Below are 16,482 nucleotides of genomic sequence, written 5' to 3'. Positions count from 1 at the left end.
CTCAGTAGTAGCCGCGCGGACGCAACGGTTCGACGCCGCCGACGCTGGTCATGTAGTCGTTCCACTGCTGCACGAGACCATCGATGATCGACTGGTTCTGCGCCGACACGTCCTGCGTTTCGCCGCGATCGGCGCTCATGTCGTACAACTGCCAGTGACCGTCGACGGGGCCGAGCGGCGGTTCGGTCCACAGGGCTTTCCAGCGGCCGTCGGCGCTGCGCAGATAACCGCGGCCATAGGCTTCGTCGCCGAACGACGCGCTATGCACCGGCGCCGTGCTCTGATCTTCGAGCTGCGGCAGCAGCGATTGTCCGGTGATCGGATACACGTAGCGGTTGTTGTAGACCACCTTGCCCTTGTTCTGATCGACGCCGGTCAGCGTGTTGATCAGCGCGGGTGCGGGCGTGGTCGGCGGCGCGATGTGCGCGACCGCGAGGAACGTCGCGGTGTTGTCCGTCACGTGCGTGAATTCACGCAGCGTTGGCTTCTGCGAAGTCTGGCCCGGCAAATGCACGATCAACGGTGTGGACACGCCGCCTTCGCCCGAATAACCCTTGGTCAAGCGGAATGGCGTCGCGCTGACTTCGGCCCAACGCAAACCGTATTGCAGACGTTGCGCGTTCTGCTTGCCGTTGTCGGTGCCGAGCTGGGAGTAGGTCGGATCGGCCGCGTTCGCCGTGTCGGTGGCGGTCGGGTCCGCGCCGGAATCGATCGGCCAGCCCTCCGCGCCGTTATCCGACTGGAACACGATGAACGTGTTGTCGTATTCGCCGATGTCCTTCAGATGCTGGATCAGCAGGCCAATGTTGTGATCGAGGTTCTCCACCATGCCCGCGTAGATTTCCATGTAGCGGGCCTGCGCTTTCTTCTCGGCCGGCGACAGGCTGTCCCATTTCTTGTCCACATAGCCGGGGCCGTAATCGGTGTAGCCTTGCACGGCGCTGTGCACGGCGCTCACGTATTTCGCGTTCGCGGTGCCGTTGTTCGCGGTGGCCGGGCTCGCGGCCAGCGTCTCCGACGCGCCGCCGAACGGCACGAAGTCTTGCGCAATGATGCCGAGCGCTTTCTGCCGGGCGATACGCGCGTCGCGGATTGCGTCATAACCGGCATCGTATTTGCCGACGTAGTTGTGCAGATAAGGATCGGGCACCTGCAGCGGCCAGTGCGGTGACGTATAGGCCGCGTACGCGAAGAACGGCTTGCCGTCGCCCTTGTTCGAATCGATGTAGGAGATCAGGCGCTGCGTGTAGAAGTCGGTCGAGTAGAACACCGCCGGGCTGCCGCCCACGCCGCCGGGTTGTCCCGGCTGGCCGGGTTGCACGTACTTGCCGTCTTCGGTGTAGTTCTTCGAGCCGGCCAGTTCGTGCGCGAAGTGATTGGTCGCGGCGCCGCCGAGCAGCGCGTAGCTGTGCTCGAAGCCCCATTGGTCCGGCGTCTGCCCGCTGCCCGTCGCGCTGCCGACGATGCCCGAGCCGATGTGCCACTTGCCGGCCATGTACGTGTGATAGCCGCCGTCTTTCAGCAACTGCGCAACCGATAGCGCGCGATCGTTCAGATAGCCTTCGTATCCCGGCAGTCCTTTGCGCTCGTCGGTCGGCACGCCCATCGTGCCCTCGCCGACCAGATGGTGATCGGTGCCCGAGATCAGCATCGAACGCGTGATCGCGCAGACGGTGCCCGTGTGGTGATTCGTCAGGATGCGACCGCTTTGCACCAGCGCATCGAGATTGGGCGTGTTGATTTCGCCCCCGAACGCGTGGATGTCGGAGTAGCCGAGGTCATCGGCCATGATGTAGAGGATGTTCGGCCGCTTCTGCGCGACGACCGGCGTGGACGCGGGCGCGGCGCTCGACGCGGCGGACGCGCTCGGCAGGTTGTCTTCGCCGCACGAGGCGAGCGTGACGAGGCTCGCGACGGCGGCGCCGATCACGCCGAGACGCAAAGTAGGGCGAAAGTTGGTACGGCGAAATCGAAGTGTTGTCATTGTTATTGCGGACCGTCAGGTAGGGCCGCTGATGTTAGCAATGACGTCATAAAGGCCAAACGAACGATTTCTGCGTTGCTATCGACGTTTGTCGATATAGCAGGCAGTAGACGGCAGAGGCAAAGACATCGCCATCTACCGCGCTAATTGCCCGGATTGAGCACGGGCTTGTCCGGGTCCGCCTGGGTGCGGTACGGCAACCGCGCGGCGTGAGGATCGGTGATCGTGTTGTCGATCACGCGCTCGACGTCCGCCGTTTTGGCGAGTTCGGTGAGGAAAGTCTTCTTGTCGAAGCGCGGCGCGACGCAGCCTTCGACGTAGATAAAGCGGCGTTGCAGCGTGAGCCATAGCGTCGATTGCTCGCGCCAGTGCGTCGCGGCGTTCAGATTCGCGAGACGCCGTTGCACGCTCTCGGCGATTTCCGCGTCGTACAGATACGCGTTCGGCAAACGGCAACGGCCTTCGATCCAGCAGCTATTGCCGCGTTCTATTCTGTAATGGCTATCGTCGAGCCATTCCTTTTCGGTTTCGAATGGGCCAAGCGGAGTTGGGCAATCGGCGATCGCTTTGGAGATCTGCAGGAATGGATCGTGGCCGCGATTGACGCGCGCCGGTTCGCCATGAACGCGAGCCGTGGCCGCGCAAATCATCAGACCGGCAAGACTCAGTTCGAACACGCGTTTCATGTCGTGGTCGCTCCAGGTGTGGACCGCCCATTATCGCGCGCCCGCGAACCTTAACGCTTGCTGCGCCGGTTCTCGACCGCGAACTTGATCAACTCGGCCTGTCCTTCGATATCGAGCTTGCGCTTCAGATTGAGCCGATGCGTCTCCACGGTTCGCACCGACAGATCGTTGCGCTGCGCGATCTGCTTGCTCGACAGTCCCTCGGCAAGCGCATCGAGAATGTCGCGCTCGCGCGGCGTCAAGCGTTCGACCGGCGATTGCGTCGCCGACGCCTGGATCAGTCGAGTACCGATCTCCGCGCTGAAGAACGTCTTGCCGTCGAGTACCGCGCCGATCGCCTGAATGATTTCGAGCGCCGGCGAATCCTTCAGAACGTAGCCGCTTGCGCCCGCGCGCACCGCCTGCGTCACGTATTCGAGGTTGTCGTGCATCGACAGCATCAGCACACGAATCGCCGGAAAGCGTTCGTGAAAGAGGCCCGCCAACGCAATGCCGTTCATGCCGCTTTTCATGCCGACATCCATCAGCGCCAGATGCGGCGCCTGTCGTTCGGCCAGCGCGAGCGCTTCCTGCGCGTCGCCCGCTTCACCGACCACTTCGAAGTGGCGCACTGCTTCGAGCCGTGCGCGCAGACCGTCGCGCACGAGCGGATGATCGTCGACGAGCAGCAGACGCGCGATGGAAGGAGAGGTCGTGTCGTTCATGATGCGAGTTCCTGCGGGGACGGCACAGTTGCATGCGTCGTGGGCAGTGGCACGCGCGCGCTGACGACGGTGTGTCCCGGCTGCGAGTTCAGCGACAGCGTGCCGCCGAGCGCTTCGAGCCGTTCGCGCATGTTGCGCAGGCCGACACCTTCACGTCCGCCGACGAATGCTTCGGTCACGTCGAAGCCGCGGCCGTTGTCGGAGATCGTCAGCGTGACCGCATCGCGCGAGACTTCGAGCGCAAGCGCCGCGCTCGACGCCTGCGCATGTCGCACGATGTTCGTCAGCGCTTCCTGGGCGATGCGAAACAGCACGGTGTTGACCGTGTCGGGCAACATGGCGGCATGCGTATGCGCGATCTGCGTGAAGCCGATCGCGATGCCGGACTCGTCGCCGAGTTCGCGCGTCAGTTGTTCGAGGGCGGCCGCGACGCCGAGATCGTCGAGCATCGACGGACGCAGCGCATGAGAAATGCGCCGGACTTCGCGCAGCGTATCGCCGAGCCGCGTGAGTCCGGTGGACAGGGCGGCCTCGGCGGCGGGCACGCGTGCGTCGCCGCGTTCGAGCCGCGCGAGCGCCGATTCGAGCAGCAGCTTCACGGACACCATCATCTGGCTGATGCCGTCGTGCAATTCGCGCGACAGGCGCGCTCGCTCGTTTTCCTGCGACTCGACGACCTGCTGCGCGAGCCGCTTCAGCTTCGCGTCGGCGCTGCGATATTCGGTCACGTTCAGCACGAGTGCGCACAGCGCAATGACCGCGAGGCCGGCCACCGCGATCGCGTCGATCCACTTCATCGTGCGATCGATATTGGCCGCGGCCTGGGCGTCGATATGCGCGAGCGTCGTGTCGACGTCGTCGAGATAGATGCCGGTGCCGAGCATCCAGCCCCAGCGTTCGAGTGGCACCACGTAGCCGAGTTTCGACTCCTCCTTGCCGGTCGACGGCCGATGCCACAGATAGCGCACATAGCCGCCGCCGCGCGCGGCCGCGGCGAGTAGCTGCTGGATCGTCGGCGTGCCCTGGCTATCGCGCAACGACCACAGATCCCGACCCACCAGATCCGGCTCGCGCGGATGCATCAGCGTGCGGCCGTGCAGGTCGTACACGAAGAAGTAGCCGTCCTCGCCGAAATTCATCTTTTCGAGCACCGCGAGTGCACGCGTGCGCAGCAGCGCGTCGTCGCGTGCGTTGTCGCCGCCGGCTTCGTAGAGCGGCGCGATCGCGGTGGTCGCGAGCTCGACGTAGTGCTTGAGCTCGATCTCCTTACTCGCCATGTACGCGGCTTGCGTGGTCGCGTGCTGCCGCTCGGCGAGCGCCGTTGCTTCGCGGCGCACGCCCGTCTCGATGCTGGCGATCGCCGCCAGAAAGGGCACGATCGCGAGCAGCACAATCTTTGCTTTGAGTTTCATCGTTGAAAAAAGCCAGTCAACGGGCTACGTATTATTACGTAGACGGCTTACGTAGTTGCGCGCTTGTAAGCAAGCGCGCGAAGGCGAATACTACATGCCCGTCGCATACCGCGCTGGGCAAGGCCTGGCGGGCGAGTATGCGGCGTTCCCCGATTTCCCGCCTGACCTCAGGCAACCGGGCATCCGCGCGTCGGGGCACGAACCATCGCGCGCGCTGTCGATAATACTCAGGAGACGTTCGTGGAGACCTCCCCCTCGGCCGGCCGTTCATGGCTCTGGCTTATTTTGCTGATCCCATATGTCGCGCTGCTGTGGCTGCCGTTCTATAACGATATGCATCCGCCGCTCGCGGGCTTTCCGTTCTTCTACTGGTATCAGTTTCTGTGGGTGCCGTTGACCTCGCTGCTGATTTACATCGTGTATCGAGGTCTCAAATGAGCGATCTGAATCCTGTGAACCCGGTTGCGATGACGGTCTTCATCGCGTTCTTCGTGCTCGTCACGGTGATCGGCTTTTTCGCGGCGCGCTGGAAACGAGGCGATCTGACGCAGTTGCATGAGTGGGGTCTCGGCGGACGGCAGTTCGGCACGGTCATTTCGTGGTTCCTCGTCGGCGGCGATTTCTATACCGCCTATACGGTGATCGCGGTGCCCGCGCTCGTTTATTCGGTGGGCGCGTATGGCTTCTTCGCGCTGCCGTACACGATCATCGTTTATCCGTTCGTGTTCGCGGTGATGCCGAAGCTGTGGAAGGTTGCGCACGCGAAGAACCACATCACCGCGGCCGACTACGTTCACGGCGAGTACGGCGGCAAGTGGTTCCCGGCGGCCATCGCGCTGACCGGCATCGTCGCGACGATGCCGTATATCGCGCTGCAGCTCGTGGGCATGCAGGTCGTGATCAAGGGGCTCGGCGTCAGCGGCGAATTGCCGTTGATCGTCGCGTTCGTGATCCTCGCGCTCTATACGTATGCAAGCGGCCTGCGCGCGCCGGCGATGATCGCGTTCGTCAAGGACATCATGATCTATATCGTCGTGATCGCGGCGGTATGGCTGATTCCGGTGAAGCTCGGCGGCTATGGGCACGTGTTCGCACTGGCCGATGCGCACTTCCAGGCGAAGGGCGGCGCGACCGGTATCCTGCTGAAGCCGAATCAGTACACGGCGTTCGCATCGCTCGCACTCGGCTCGGCGCTCGCCGCGTTCATGTATCCGCATACGATGACGGCGGTGCTGTCGTCGGCGTCGGCAAAGACGGTGCGCAAGAACGCGATCTTCCTGCCTGCCTACACGGTGCTGCTCGGCCTGATCGCGCTGCTCGGCTATATGGCGATCGCCGCTGGCGTGAACGTGAAGTCGGCAAGCGACGTGGTGCCGACCCTGTTCGGCACGCTGTTCCCGTCGTGGTTCGTCGGTTTCGCGGCCGCCGCGATTGCGATCAGCGCGCTGGTGCCGGCCGCGATCATGTCGATCGGCGCGGCGAATCTGTTCACGCGTAATCTGTGGCGTCCGCTGGTGTCGCCGAACATCTCGCCCGAGGCCGAGGCAGCCAATGCGAAGATCGTTTCGCTGGTCGTCAAGTTCGGGGCGCTGCTGTTCATCGTGTTCCTGCCGACGCAGTACGCGATCGATCTGCAACTGCTCGGCGGCGTGTGGATTCTGCAGATTTTCCCGGCCATCGTGTTCACGCTGTACACGCGCCGTCTGAACACGCCGGGTCTGTTCCTCGGCTGGCTCGTCGGTATCGTGCTCGGCACGGGCCTCGCGATTTCGCAAGGGCTCAAGCCGGTGTACGGCCTGCATTTCGGCCACGAGAACTATCCGCTGTATATCGGCCTGATCGCGCTCGTCGCGAATATCGTCGTGAGTTTCGCGGTGTCGGCAGTGTCGCCGCGACGGGCTGCCGTGACGGCCTGATCGACGGTTGTCCGGCTCGATGAAGAACGCCGCGGGCTGTTGGCCCGCGGCGTTTTTTGATTGTTTCGACGGCTGGCGGCCTGGTTGGGGGCGTGCCGTGAGGTGGCTTTAGCGTGAGATGACGATAACTGCGCGATGAAGGCGGAGATTTCGAGCGGGCCTCAGACCATCCGGCTAAAACCGCTCGACTCGAAACGGCCGCGGATCGACCAGCGTCTGCTCGCCGGTCATCATCTCGGCGATCAGCCGCCCCGTCACCGGTCCGAGCGTCAGACCATGATGCGCATGGCCGAACGCGAACCACAGTCCCTGATGTTTCGTCGCGGGCCCGATGATCGGCATCATGTCCGGCGTGCACGGGCGGCGTCCCATCCACGGTTCGGCATCCAGACGTTCGCCGAGCGGAAACAGCGTGCGCGCGATCGGCTCGACCGCGTCGAGTTGCACCGGCGTCTTGGCCGCCTCGGGTCGCGCGATTTCGGCGCCCGTGGTCAAACGGATGCCGCGCGCCATCGGCGCGAGCACATAGCCGTGTTCGACGTCGAGAATCGGATGGTTGAGCCGCGCGGTCCGACGCGGCGCGTAGTGCATGTGATAGCCGCGCTTGACCGCGAGCGGCAGCCGATACCCGAGCCGCGTGCTCGCGCGATCCGACCACGGTCCGAGCGCGATCACCGCCGACGCGGCCGTGATCGCCCCGTCCCGCGTCTCGACCTGCCAGCCTTCACGCAGCGTATCGGCATCGCCGATGAAGAACCGTCCGCCGAGCGCTTCGAAGTACCGCGCGTATGCGGTGACGAGCGCGTTCGGATCGCTGACCGAATCGGATTGCGGATAGTGCAGCCCGCCTTGCAGACGCTTGTCGAGATCGGGTTCGAGCTGTTGCAGGCGCGGCGCGTCGAGCGTTTCGAACTCGACACCGTACTCGCGATGCCACTGTTCGGCGAGGATGGTTTCGGCGTCGCGCGCGGCGGCATGGCGAAACACCTTGATCCAGCCGATCGGCCGTAGCAGCGGGCTGGCGCCGGCGTCCGCGGCAAGCGCGCGATGTTCGCTGACACAATGCTCAATCAGCGTCGCGTACGACTTCGCGATTTCCGCGTGCTTCGCCGGATGCGAGTTGCGCCAGTAGCGCCACAGGAACGGCGCGACCTGCAGCATCGCGTCGGCGTGATAGCGCACGTCGGGCGACTGGTTGCGCGCGTAGCGCAGCAGGGTGCCGAGCCCGCGCGGAAACGCGTACGGATAGACGCCTTCGCGCTGGATCAGCCCGGCGTTGCCGAACGACGTTTCGTTGCCCGGCTGCTTACGGTCGATCAGCGCGACCGCGCGGCCGCGTTTCTGCAGATGCACGGCGATGCATACCCCGACAATGCCGGCGCCAAGCACCACGGTATCGAATTTCATGCTCCCTGTCCGCCTTGCTTGTGTTCTGTGTGTTGTCGACGCTCCGCCGTGTTCCAGTGCGCAGCGAGGCGCCAGCTTTCATCTTATACAGGGATAGGTCCGCTTCGCTATTGGCAAAAAACCGCGCTCGGGAAAAACGCGCGAATACCAGCTTCGATCGGGCAAAACCGTGTCTTTCGACGCACGATCGAGCGAGCGAATTCGGACTCGCTGGCGGCAGCGTGTAAACTGCTGACTTTTTTGCGTCCGGTGGTATGTTCCAAGCCCCTCAGCGCAGCGCCATCACTGGGCCTGCGCTCGTTCGCTTACTGGCCCGTCTCGCCGAGGCCGACGTCGCCGAATCGCGACAATCGCTGGCGGATCGGCTGAGCCAGTGGCTCGGCTGGACCGACGCGATCGCGTTGTCGTCGGCGCTGGATGGCAAGCCGCCGTCCGTCGCTGGTGGCGCACGGGCGTTCGGCCGTGCGGAAGAGGAAGAGTGCACGCGCGTGCGCCGCTCGCTGGTGAGCGCAATCGCCAGCGATAGCGTGCTCGCCGGCTCACGGCGGCGTGGCTTGTCGCCGTCGTCCGCCCGGATGTCGGCGCCGCGCGTGGCGGTCGACACGCAGGCCGACTACGCGGTGTTTCGACAGCGCTATCTAGCGCTTCAGCAGTCGATGGAAACGGCGATCGGCACGTTGCGTGGCCGGCTGCGCGCGCTGCTGGCGACGCAGGCGCCGTCGCTCGCGCGGCTCGCGGTCGTCGATGCGGTGATGGAGCGTGCGCTCGGCGAGCGCGAGCGGACTTTGCTCGGCGCGGTGCCCGGGTTGCTCGGCGGGCACTTCGAGCGCTTGCGCGAGGGCGAGAAGCGGAGGTTGGCGGAGGCGGAAGCAGCGACCGAAGTTGCCGCCGATGCCGATCCCACGCGACAGCAGTCGGCCGAAGTCGGAGCCTTGGCTCACGTCAACGCAAGCACCGCGGCCACCCGACTCGCCAAGTCGACCGATGGCGGCAACGCTGCCGTGCCGCTCGCGTCCGACGCGTGGCTCGACTTCTTCCGCAAGGACATGCAGAGCGTTTTGCTGGCCGAGCTGGAGGTTCGTTTTCAACCGGTCGAAGGGCTGCTCGCGGCTCTTCGCGCCTGCTAACCGGGACCCCATGTCCAGATATCGTATCGATTTCGTTGTATTTCTCGCGGGGCTCTCCGCGGCGTGCTGGATCGCCGTCGGCTATGCCGCTTCCAATCCGCTCGCGTTCGCCGTCACGCTGCTGATCGGCGTCTTCTACGTGCTAGGCGCGCTCGAATTGCGCCGCTATGGTCAGGCGACCGCCACGCTGACGGGCGCGCTCGCCGCGTTGTCCGGACCACCGCCGAGCCTCGCCGCGTTTCTCGAAGCTGTCCATCCGAGTCTGCGCAATAGCGTGCGGCTGCGCGTCGAGGGCGAGCGCGTCGCGTTGCCGGGACCCGCGCTGACGCCGTATCTGGTCGGTCTGCTGGTGCTGCTCGGCATGCTCGGCACGCTGCTCGGCATGGTAATGACGCTGCGCGGCACCGGCCTTGCGCTGGAGAGCGCGAGCGACCTGCAGGCGATCCGCGCATCGCTGGCCGCGCCGGTCAAGGGGTTGGGCTTCGCGTTCGGCACGTCGATCGCGGGTGTCGCGACGTCCGCGATGCTCGGGCTGCTGTCCGCGCTGTCCCGCCGCGAGCGGCTCGAAGCGGCGCAACAGCTCGACGCGAAGATCGCGACGACTTTGCGCGTCTACTCGCAGAGCCATCAGCGCGAAGAAAGCCTCCGGCTGCTGCAACGCCAGGCCGAAGCGACGCCGCTGCTGGTCGAACGTCTGCAGACGATGATGAGCGCGCTCGAACAGCAGAGCGCCGCGTCGAACGAGCGGCAGATCGCAAGCCTCGACGCGTTTTACGGCCGCACCGAAGCCGCCTATCTGCGTCTCGCCGGTGTGATCGAGCAGTCGCTGAAGGACAGCGTGGCCGGCAGCGCGCAGGCCGCCGGCAGGGCCCTGCAACCGGTCGTCGAAGCGACGATGGCCGGCCTCTCGCGCGAAACCGCCGCGTTGCACGACGCGGTCACCCAGGCCGTGCAGCGCCAGCTCGACGGCATGTCGAGCGGGTTCGCGGCGACCAGCGCGAACGTCGCCGAGATTTGCCACAGCGCGCTCGCCGGACATCGGCAGGCGAGCGACGAGTTGGCCGCGCAACAGCGTGCTTCGGTCGAACGCGTTGCCGAAGCGTTCGAACAGCGCTCGGTCGCGCTGCTCGACGGCGTGTCCGCGCGGCTCGAAGCGACGGCGAGCGGCATGTCGCAGGCCTGGGGCGACGCGTTGGCTCAGCAGCAAAGCGCGGGCGACAAACTCGCCGCCAACAACGAACAGGCGTTGGCGCGCGCCGCCGCGACGTTCGAGCAGCATGCCGCGGCGTTGCTGAGCGCGGTCGGTAGCTCGCATGCGAACTTGCAGACCGAACTGAGCTCGCGCGACGAGCAGCGTTTGGGCGCGTGGGCCGAGGCGCTCGACGCGATGGGTGCGAAGCTCAGCGAACAATGGCAGCAGAGCGGTGCGCAAGCCGCCAGCCATCAGCAGCAGATCTGCGACGCGCTTGCGCAAACGGCACGCGATATCTCCATGCAGACGCACACGCATGCCAGCGCGACGATCGCGGAAATCGATCGACTGGTTCAAGCCGCGGCTGAAGCACCGAAGGCGGCAACAAACCTGCAAGCCGAACTCGCCGCACGCGACGAACAGCGCTTCGCCGCATGGACCGAAGCGCTCGGTGCGATGACCGCAAAACTCAACGAACAATGGCAGCAAACGGGTTCGCAAACCGCGACCCGTCAGCAGCAAATCTGCGACGCACTCGCGCAAACCGCACGCGATATCTCCGCGCAGACGCAAACGCATGCCAGCGCGACGATCGCCGAAATCGAGCGCCTCGTGCAAGCGGCGTCGGAAGCGCCGAAGGCCGCTGCCGAAGTCGTCGCGGAGCTGCGCCAGAAGCTCTCGGACAGCATGGTCCGCGACACCGCGATGCTCGAAGAGCGCAGTCGTCTGCTCGCCACGCTGGAGACGCTGCTCGACGCAGTCAACCACGCGTCGACCGAGCAACGCACGGCCGTCGATGCCTTGGTCTCGACGTCGGCGGGTCTGCTCGAACGCGTCGGCAATCGCTTCACCGAACACCTCGAGCACGAGACCGGCAAGCTCGGCACGGTCGCCGCGCAGGTCACCGGCAGCGCGGTCGAAGTCGCGAGCCTCGGCGAAGCATTCGGCGCGGCCGTGCACGCGTTTGGCGAAGCGAACGACAAGCTCGTCGCACATCTCGAACGCATCGAAGCAGCGCTCGACAAATCGCTCGCGCGCAGCGACGAACAGCTCGCCTACTACGTCGCGCAGGCGCGTGACGTGGTCGACCTCAGCGTGATGTCGCAGAAGCAGATCGTCGAAGACCTGCAGTTGCTGGCCGCGCAGCGCGCGACCGCCGGAGCCGACGCGGTATGAGCGAGGACATCGACGGCGGCGTGGAAACCTCCGCGCCGATCTGGGCCGCGTTCGGCGATCTGATGTCGGTGCTGGTCGGCGCGTTCGTGCTGATTCTGGTCAGCGTGATCGGCGTGCAGCTCGAACTGTCGAGCAAGCTCGAGCAGGAGGTCAAGCAGCGCCAGGCTGAAACGCAGCGCCGCAAGACGCTCGAACAGGCACTCGCGGGACCGCTCGCGGCGGGGCGCGTGACCCTCGTCAATGGGCGCATCGGCATTAGCGGCAACGTGCTGTTCGCGCTGAACTCCGCCCAGCTGCAGCCCGAGGGTCGCGCGCTGCTGAAGAGTCTCGCCGGGCCGCTGTCCGCGTATCTGCGCGCGAGCGATCAGATTCTGATGGTCAGCGGCTTCACCGACGATCAACGCCTGCGCGAAGGCAATCGACGCTTCGCCGATAACTGGGAGCTGTCGGCGCAGCGCGCGTTGACGGTCACGCGCACGCTGATCGACGAGGGCGTGTCGGCGTCGTCGGTGTTTGCGGCGGCGTTCGGCTCGGAGCAGCCGGTCAGTTCGAATGCCGACGAACCCGGCCGCGCGAAAAACCGCCGCGTCGAAATCGCGCCGGTGCCGCGGCCGTCGAGTGCGGCGGCAGCGGAGAAGTCCGGTGTCTGACGACGCGATCCACGCGGTTCGCGCGAGGCTCGATGCATGGCGCGCGAGCGGCGCGGCGCGGCTCGATCCGGTGCGCTTTCATCTGCTCGACGCGCTTACGCGGCGCGCGGCACAGCACAGCGGCGAGCCGCGACGAGTGCTCGAGCAACGATTGGCAGGACTGCTGGCCGAATATACGGCCGAGGTCGAGCGCGCCGCTGCGGACGAGAGCGCGTCGCAAGCCACGTCCGGCGAAGCCAACGCGGCAAACGCGGCCAACGACGCCACGCTCGCGGCGCTGATCGAACGCCTCGCCCGCCACCACGCGCGCGCCGATGCTCCGCACGCCGCCGCCTATCCCGATCTGCCCGCAGTCGACTACTTCCGCGAAGTCTGGTCCAAAGTCCGCACCGAAAAGCAGTTGCGCCAGTCGCTCGCGCAGGTGCCAGGCAACGCGGGGCCGCTCAATTCGAGCAGCCTCGTGCATCGCGCGCTGTCGTTGATGCGCGAGCTGTCGCCGGAATATCTGAAGCAGTTTCTGTCGTATGTCGATACGCTGTCGTGGCTCGAGCAGATGAACGGCGGCGCACCGGTCGAGAAGGAAGCGCCGCGCGCCGCGACGACCGGCAAGGGCGTTCGCAAGAAGGCGCGCTGATGCGCTAACGGCGGTTGGAATTTGCGTGCGCCAAGCCGCCGAAGCGTTCAGTCGAAGTCGAACACATCGAAAATTGAGCGCTTCTTTTTATACCCGCGATGTTCATCGCGACGCTCCTCGTAACGCTGCCGCTCGCTTTCCAGGGCACGCTCGCCGCGCCGCGAGCCGTCGTCGTCATCCTGCGCAATCAACTTGTCCAGTTCGCCGCGATCGAGCCATACGCCTCGGCAGTCCGGACAGTAATCGATTTCGATCGAGCGGCGCTCGGTCATCAGCAGATCGGTCGTTTCGCAGACTGGGCATTTCATCGCAGCATCACTCCTCGCTGCTTGCCAGACGTTTCGTTTTCGCGCGCCGCGCGAGCATATTCATCGCCTCGACGAACGCGGAAAACGCCATCGCCGCATAGATATACGCCTTCGGAACGTGCGAGCCGAAGCCATCGGCGATCAGTGTCATGCCGATCACGGGCAGGAAGCTCAGCGCCAGCATCACGATGGTCGGATTGCGATCGATGAAGCGCGCGAGCGGCTGCGCCGCGAACAGCATCACCATGATCGACACGATCACCGCGACGAACATGATCGGCAGGTGCTCGGTCATGCCGACCGCGGTGATGATGCTGTCGACGGAAAACACGAGGTCGAGCAGGATGATCTGGCCGATCGCCGCCGCCACGGTCAACTGCACGGTCGAGCTGGTTTTCGCGGCGACTTCGTCATCGGGGATCATGTGCTGACGGATTTCTGTGGTCGCCTTCCACACGAGGAACAGGCCGCCGCCGACGAGGATCAGATCGCGCCACGAAAAGCCATGATCGAACAGCGTAAACACGACCGCGGTCAGCTTCGTGATCCACGCGATGGTGCTGAGCAGAAGCAGCCGCATCACCAGCGCGAGCAGCAGCCCGATGCGTTGCGTGCGCGCGCGTTGCGCTTCCGGCAAGCGGTTGCTGAGGATCGAAATGAAGATCAGGTTATCGATGCCGAGCACGACCTCCATCACGATCAGCGTGACGAGCGCGGCCCACGCGGCGGGATCGGCAACGAGTGCGAACAGGGAGTCCATGAGGTGACGGAATCGAGTGCGCCGCGAGCGACGGAACAGCCATCATGGGCCTATTCGCGGTTCGAATGAACCGGTGATAACCTGAACGACGTTTCGGTTTTTTCGAAGTATCGGATCAGCATGCTCAACTATCGTCACCTGTACTACTTCTGGATCGTCGTGAAGGAGGGCGGCTTTGCGCGCGCGGCCGGGCGGCTCGACATGGCCGTGCAGACGATCAGCGCGCAGGTGCGCGAGCTCGAGAAAGCGCTTGGGCGCCAGCTGTTGAAGCCGGCCGGGCGCGGCGCCGCGTGCGACAACACCGAATCGGCCGGCGCGCCGCGCGCGTTCTGGTACACGCCTTCGAGGTAGAAGTCGGTGCGCTTGCTGAGCGCGTAGTCGGTTTGCAGCATCGCGCTGTTCCGTGCAGGTGACGAGCCGTTATAGGCGCCATGCGTGAAGGTGTACGCGTCGCAGACGCTTGCGCACATCGTGTAGAGGCCGTGAGCGTCGTCAGGGGCGACGAGCTGCCCTGGCCGTTTCATCGACACATGGCATAGTGACTGAACCCATCATCACCGGAGGCCAGCATGCGTATCCAGACATCCTTTCTTTTCGACCTAGACGGCACGCTCGTCGACAGCGTCTATCAGCACGTGCTGGCGTGGAAAGAGGCGCTCGACAGCGAAGGTATCCCGCTGTCCGTCTGGCGTATCCATCGCAAGATCGGCATGAGCGGTGGGCTGTTCACGGACCAGTTGCTGCGTGAGACACACGGCGAGATCAGCGTCGAACGCGCCGAACGGCTGCGGCACGCGCATGCGGCCGCCTATCAGCGGATGCGCGCCCAGGTCTGTCCGCTGCCGGGCGCGCGCGAACTGCTCGACGCGCTGACACAGGCCGGCACGCCGTGGGCCGTCGCGACGAGCGGGCGGATGGAAACCGCCGCGCTGAATCTGGCGGCGCTCGGCGTCGATCCGGCAAAGGCGGTGGTCGTCACGCGCGACGACGTCAAATACGCGAAGCCCGATCCCGACCTCTTCCTCGCCGCGGCCGAGCGACTCGGCGTGTCGATCGAGCACACGGTCGTGGTCGGCGACAGCATCTGGGACATGCTTGCGGCCCGCCGCTGCCGCTCGCTCGGTGTCGGCCTGCTGTCGGGTGGCTATGGCACCGAGGAACTGGAGCGCGCGGGGGCATTGCGCGTCTACGACGATCCGGCCGATCTGCTCGCGCACCTCGACGAGGTGGCGTCGCGGCCGTGAGCCCCGCGTCGCTCAGGGTTTGATGATCGGCGGCTCCGAGGCGGGCTGCGTCGGTCCCACCTTCGACGATTCGCGGACCAGCCGATCGGTCATCGCCGACGCGACCGGGTTCGTGCCGCGGCCGCTACCCGCGCCAGCCGCCGGGGGATTGTCAGACTGCAACGGCACGGTGACGCCGGACGGCATCGGCAGCGACGGGTCGGGTTTCGCCGATTCCTTGACCAGTTGGTCCGTCAGCATTGCGGCGACGGGGTTGGCGCCATTCGGGTGCGTGTCGTCGCGCCGGCGGGCCTGGGTCTGCTCGATGCGCGGCCCGTACTGCGGCCTTGGTTGAGCTTTTTGCTGGGCGTACGACTGCGACTTCGAGGGGGCGTGCGCGCCTGCGGCCGGCGCTGCGTTATCGATGCGGCCGCTCGCGGTCTGACTCGACTGGAGCGTGACGCTCGGCACGGGCGCGGCCGCTGTGGCGGGCAGGGACGGGGCGGGGGCGGGCGCCGCAGCAGGTGCCTGAGCGGCTCCCGGAGCCGGAGTGGCCGACTCCATCTGCGGCAGCGCCGATTGCGGCGCGGGCGGGCTCACGGGTTGCGCAGGCCTCACGCTGGCGCCAGTGGCACGCGTCGCATCGGTCTGCGGTTCCGATTCCACCGCGCCGGTGACGCTGCGGGTCACCGCGCCGGTCACGGCCGGCGCCTGATCGTCCTTGGGGTAAAGCAGATAACCGGCGACGCCCGCATCGACCACGAGCAGCCCGACTATCATCATCTTGCCGGTATTCGTCATATCTAAGCAACAACCATTAAACAACTGCGATTGACTGATGATAAACGACCATTTCGACATCGACGCTTCTTGTTGGCATATTGCGGCGCGTCATGATGATTGATGTCCGAACGGACCTGGCACGAACGGCGCGCGCTTGCCGCTAAAGCGATTCGCCGGCACGACGGAAGCCGACATTTTTTCCGCGTGCCGCGATTTTCTTTTTCGACCAATTAGTCCCCCGCATTTGCGCGGCCGGCGCCTGCAGGAATGCGATTTAAGTTGTGCCGCCAATGCGCGGAGCCTGTACTATACGAACCATTGCAGATGACCGGCAGCCACGGTTCGATTATCCGGCGTGTGAAAGCGACTTGCAGCGACCTTGCAGCGACTGGCTCGCAGCGCACATGCCGGCAGGCCCGCGCCAGGCTGCGCCACCCGAGACGCGCGACCAGCGTCGATAGCGGCGCGAACAGCGACGGCAGGCGGTGACCGGTAGTAGCGACAAGAACCCATTGATCAT

Annotated in this window: 15 protein-coding genes and 2 pseudogenes; 8 read left to right on the top strand and 9 right to left on the bottom strand. The window is 65.3% G+C overall.

Annotated features, from left to right (window positions below; genetic code table 11):
• Position 1: 1 nt before the first annotated feature.
• The 4 genes from OKW45_RS10455 to OKW45_RS10440 all read right to left on the bottom strand — a co-directional run bounded on the left by OKW45_RS10455 (position 2) and on the right by OKW45_RS10440 (position 4,786).
• Positions 2–1,984: an arylsulfatase gene (locus OKW45_RS10455; RefSeq protein WP_429467839.1), complete on the bottom strand. Its 1,983-nt coding sequence runs from the start codon at positions 1,982–1,984 to the stop codon at positions 2–4.
• A 143-nt stretch (positions 1,985–2,127) separates the two neighbouring features.
• A complete protein-coding gene (locus OKW45_RS10450; protein ID WP_429467836.1) occupies positions 2,128–2,670 on the bottom strand; it encodes a hypothetical protein in 543 nt (180 codons plus the stop codon).
• A gap of 50 nt (positions 2,671–2,720) precedes the next feature.
• Complete coding sequence (locus OKW45_RS10445; RefSeq protein ID WP_429467833.1) at positions 2,721–3,374, bottom strand: response regulator; 654 nt, start codon at positions 3,372–3,374, stop codon at positions 2,721–2,723.
• Positions 3,371–4,786 carry a cache domain-containing protein gene (locus OKW45_RS10440; RefSeq protein WP_429467831.1) on the bottom strand — a complete coding sequence of 472 codons (1,416 nt, stop codon included), beginning with the start codon at positions 4,784–4,786 and terminating at the stop codon, positions 3,371–3,373. The genes OKW45_RS10445 and OKW45_RS10440 overlap by 4 nt, the downstream gene beginning before the upstream one ends.
• Positions 4,787–5,026: 240 nt before the next feature.
• Between OKW45_RS10440 and OKW45_RS10435 the strand changes: the two genes are divergently transcribed.
• Positions 5,027–5,224, top strand: coding sequence for a DUF3311 domain-containing protein (locus OKW45_RS10435; RefSeq protein WP_429467829.1), 198 nt, complete (start codon positions 5,027–5,029; stop codon positions 5,222–5,224).
• Complete coding sequence (gene mctP, locus OKW45_RS10430) at positions 5,221–6,702, top strand: monocarboxylate uptake permease MctP (RefSeq protein ID WP_429467827.1); 1,482 nt, start codon at positions 5,221–5,223, stop codon at positions 6,700–6,702. Before OKW45_RS10435 ends, mctP begins: the two co-directional genes overlap by 4 nt.
• Positions 6,703–6,876: 174 nt before the next feature.
• Here mctP and OKW45_RS10425 read toward each other — a convergent pair whose 3' ends face one another.
• The gene (locus OKW45_RS10425) at positions 6,877–8,109 is read right to left on the bottom strand and encodes an NAD(P)/FAD-dependent oxidoreductase (protein WP_018423471.1); all 1,233 of its coding nucleotides are present in this window, start codon (positions 8,107–8,109) and stop codon (positions 6,877–6,879) included.
• A 254-nt stretch (positions 8,110–8,363) separates the two neighbouring features.
• Here OKW45_RS10425 and OKW45_RS10420 point away from each other — a divergent pair, with 254 nt between their 5' ends.
• From OKW45_RS10420 to OKW45_RS10405, 4 genes are read left to right on the top strand one after another with little or no spacing between them, the layout of a single operon-like run.
• Positions 8,364–9,236: a DUF3348 domain-containing protein gene (locus tag OKW45_RS10420; protein ID WP_429467826.1), complete on the top strand. Its 873-nt coding sequence runs from the start codon at positions 8,364–8,366 to the stop codon at positions 9,234–9,236.
• A 10-nt stretch (positions 9,237–9,246) separates the two neighbouring features.
• Positions 9,247–11,604, top strand: a complete 2,358-nt coding sequence (locus OKW45_RS10415) for a DUF802 domain-containing protein (protein WP_429467823.1) — start codon at positions 9,247–9,249, stop codon at positions 11,602–11,604.
• Positions 11,601–12,254 (top strand): OmpA family protein, encoded by a 654-nt coding sequence (locus tag OKW45_RS10410; RefSeq protein ID WP_018423468.1) that lies wholly within the window; start codon positions 11,601–11,603, stop codon positions 12,252–12,254. Before OKW45_RS10415 ends, OKW45_RS10410 begins: the two co-directional genes overlap by 4 nt.
• Positions 12,247–12,888 carry a DUF2894 domain-containing protein gene (locus OKW45_RS10405; protein WP_429467820.1) on the top strand — a complete coding sequence of 214 codons (642 nt, stop codon included), beginning with the start codon at positions 12,247–12,249 and terminating at the stop codon, positions 12,886–12,888. Before OKW45_RS10410 ends, OKW45_RS10405 begins: the two co-directional genes overlap by 8 nt.
• Positions 12,889–12,935: 47 nt before the next feature.
• Here the strand turns inward: OKW45_RS10405 and OKW45_RS10400 are convergent, their stop codons facing one another.
• The gene (locus OKW45_RS10400) at positions 12,936–13,196 is read right to left on the bottom strand and encodes a TFIIB-type zinc ribbon-containing protein (RefSeq protein ID WP_429467817.1); all 261 of its coding nucleotides are present in this window, start codon (positions 13,194–13,196) and stop codon (positions 12,936–12,938) included.
• Between the two features lie 7 nt (positions 13,197–13,203).
• Positions 13,204–13,956: a TerC family protein gene (locus OKW45_RS10395; RefSeq protein WP_429467815.1), complete on the bottom strand. Its 753-nt coding sequence runs from the start codon at positions 13,954–13,956 to the stop codon at positions 13,204–13,206.
• A gap of 120 nt (positions 13,957–14,076) precedes the next feature.
• On the opposite strand from OKW45_RS10395, the pseudogene OKW45_RS10390 reads away from it, so the two are divergent.
• Positions 14,077–14,283: pseudogene (locus OKW45_RS10390) on the top strand (LysR family transcriptional regulator); the annotation flags it as partial.
• Here OKW45_RS10390 and OKW45_RS10385 read toward each other — a convergent pair.
• Positions 14,202–14,429 (bottom strand): annotated as a pseudogene (locus OKW45_RS10385) (porin); the annotation flags it as partial. The pseudogenes OKW45_RS10390 and OKW45_RS10385 sit on opposite strands and share 82 nt — an antisense overlap.
• A gap of 96 nt (positions 14,430–14,525) precedes the next feature.
• Here OKW45_RS10385 and OKW45_RS10380 point away from each other — a divergent pair.
• Positions 14,526–15,200 carry an HAD family hydrolase gene (locus tag OKW45_RS10380; RefSeq protein ID WP_018423463.1) on the top strand — a complete coding sequence of 225 codons (675 nt, stop codon included), beginning with the start codon at positions 14,526–14,528 and terminating at the stop codon, positions 15,198–15,200.
• A gap of 12 nt (positions 15,201–15,212) precedes the next feature.
• On the opposite strand, the gene OKW45_RS10375 is transcribed toward OKW45_RS10380, so the two are convergent.
• Complete coding sequence (locus OKW45_RS10375) at positions 15,213–16,040, bottom strand: hypothetical protein (RefSeq protein WP_429467812.1); 828 nt, start codon at positions 16,038–16,040, stop codon at positions 15,213–15,215.
• Positions 16,041–16,482: the final 442 nt, after the last annotated feature.

Origin of the sequence: Paraburkholderia lebeckiae, from assembly GCF_050436225.1 — a bacterium.
Classification (GTDB): domain Bacteria; phylum Pseudomonadota; class Gammaproteobacteria; order Burkholderiales; family Burkholderiaceae; genus Paraburkholderia; species Paraburkholderia tuberum.
This window is presented reverse-complemented; position numbering and strand designations above follow the sequence as displayed.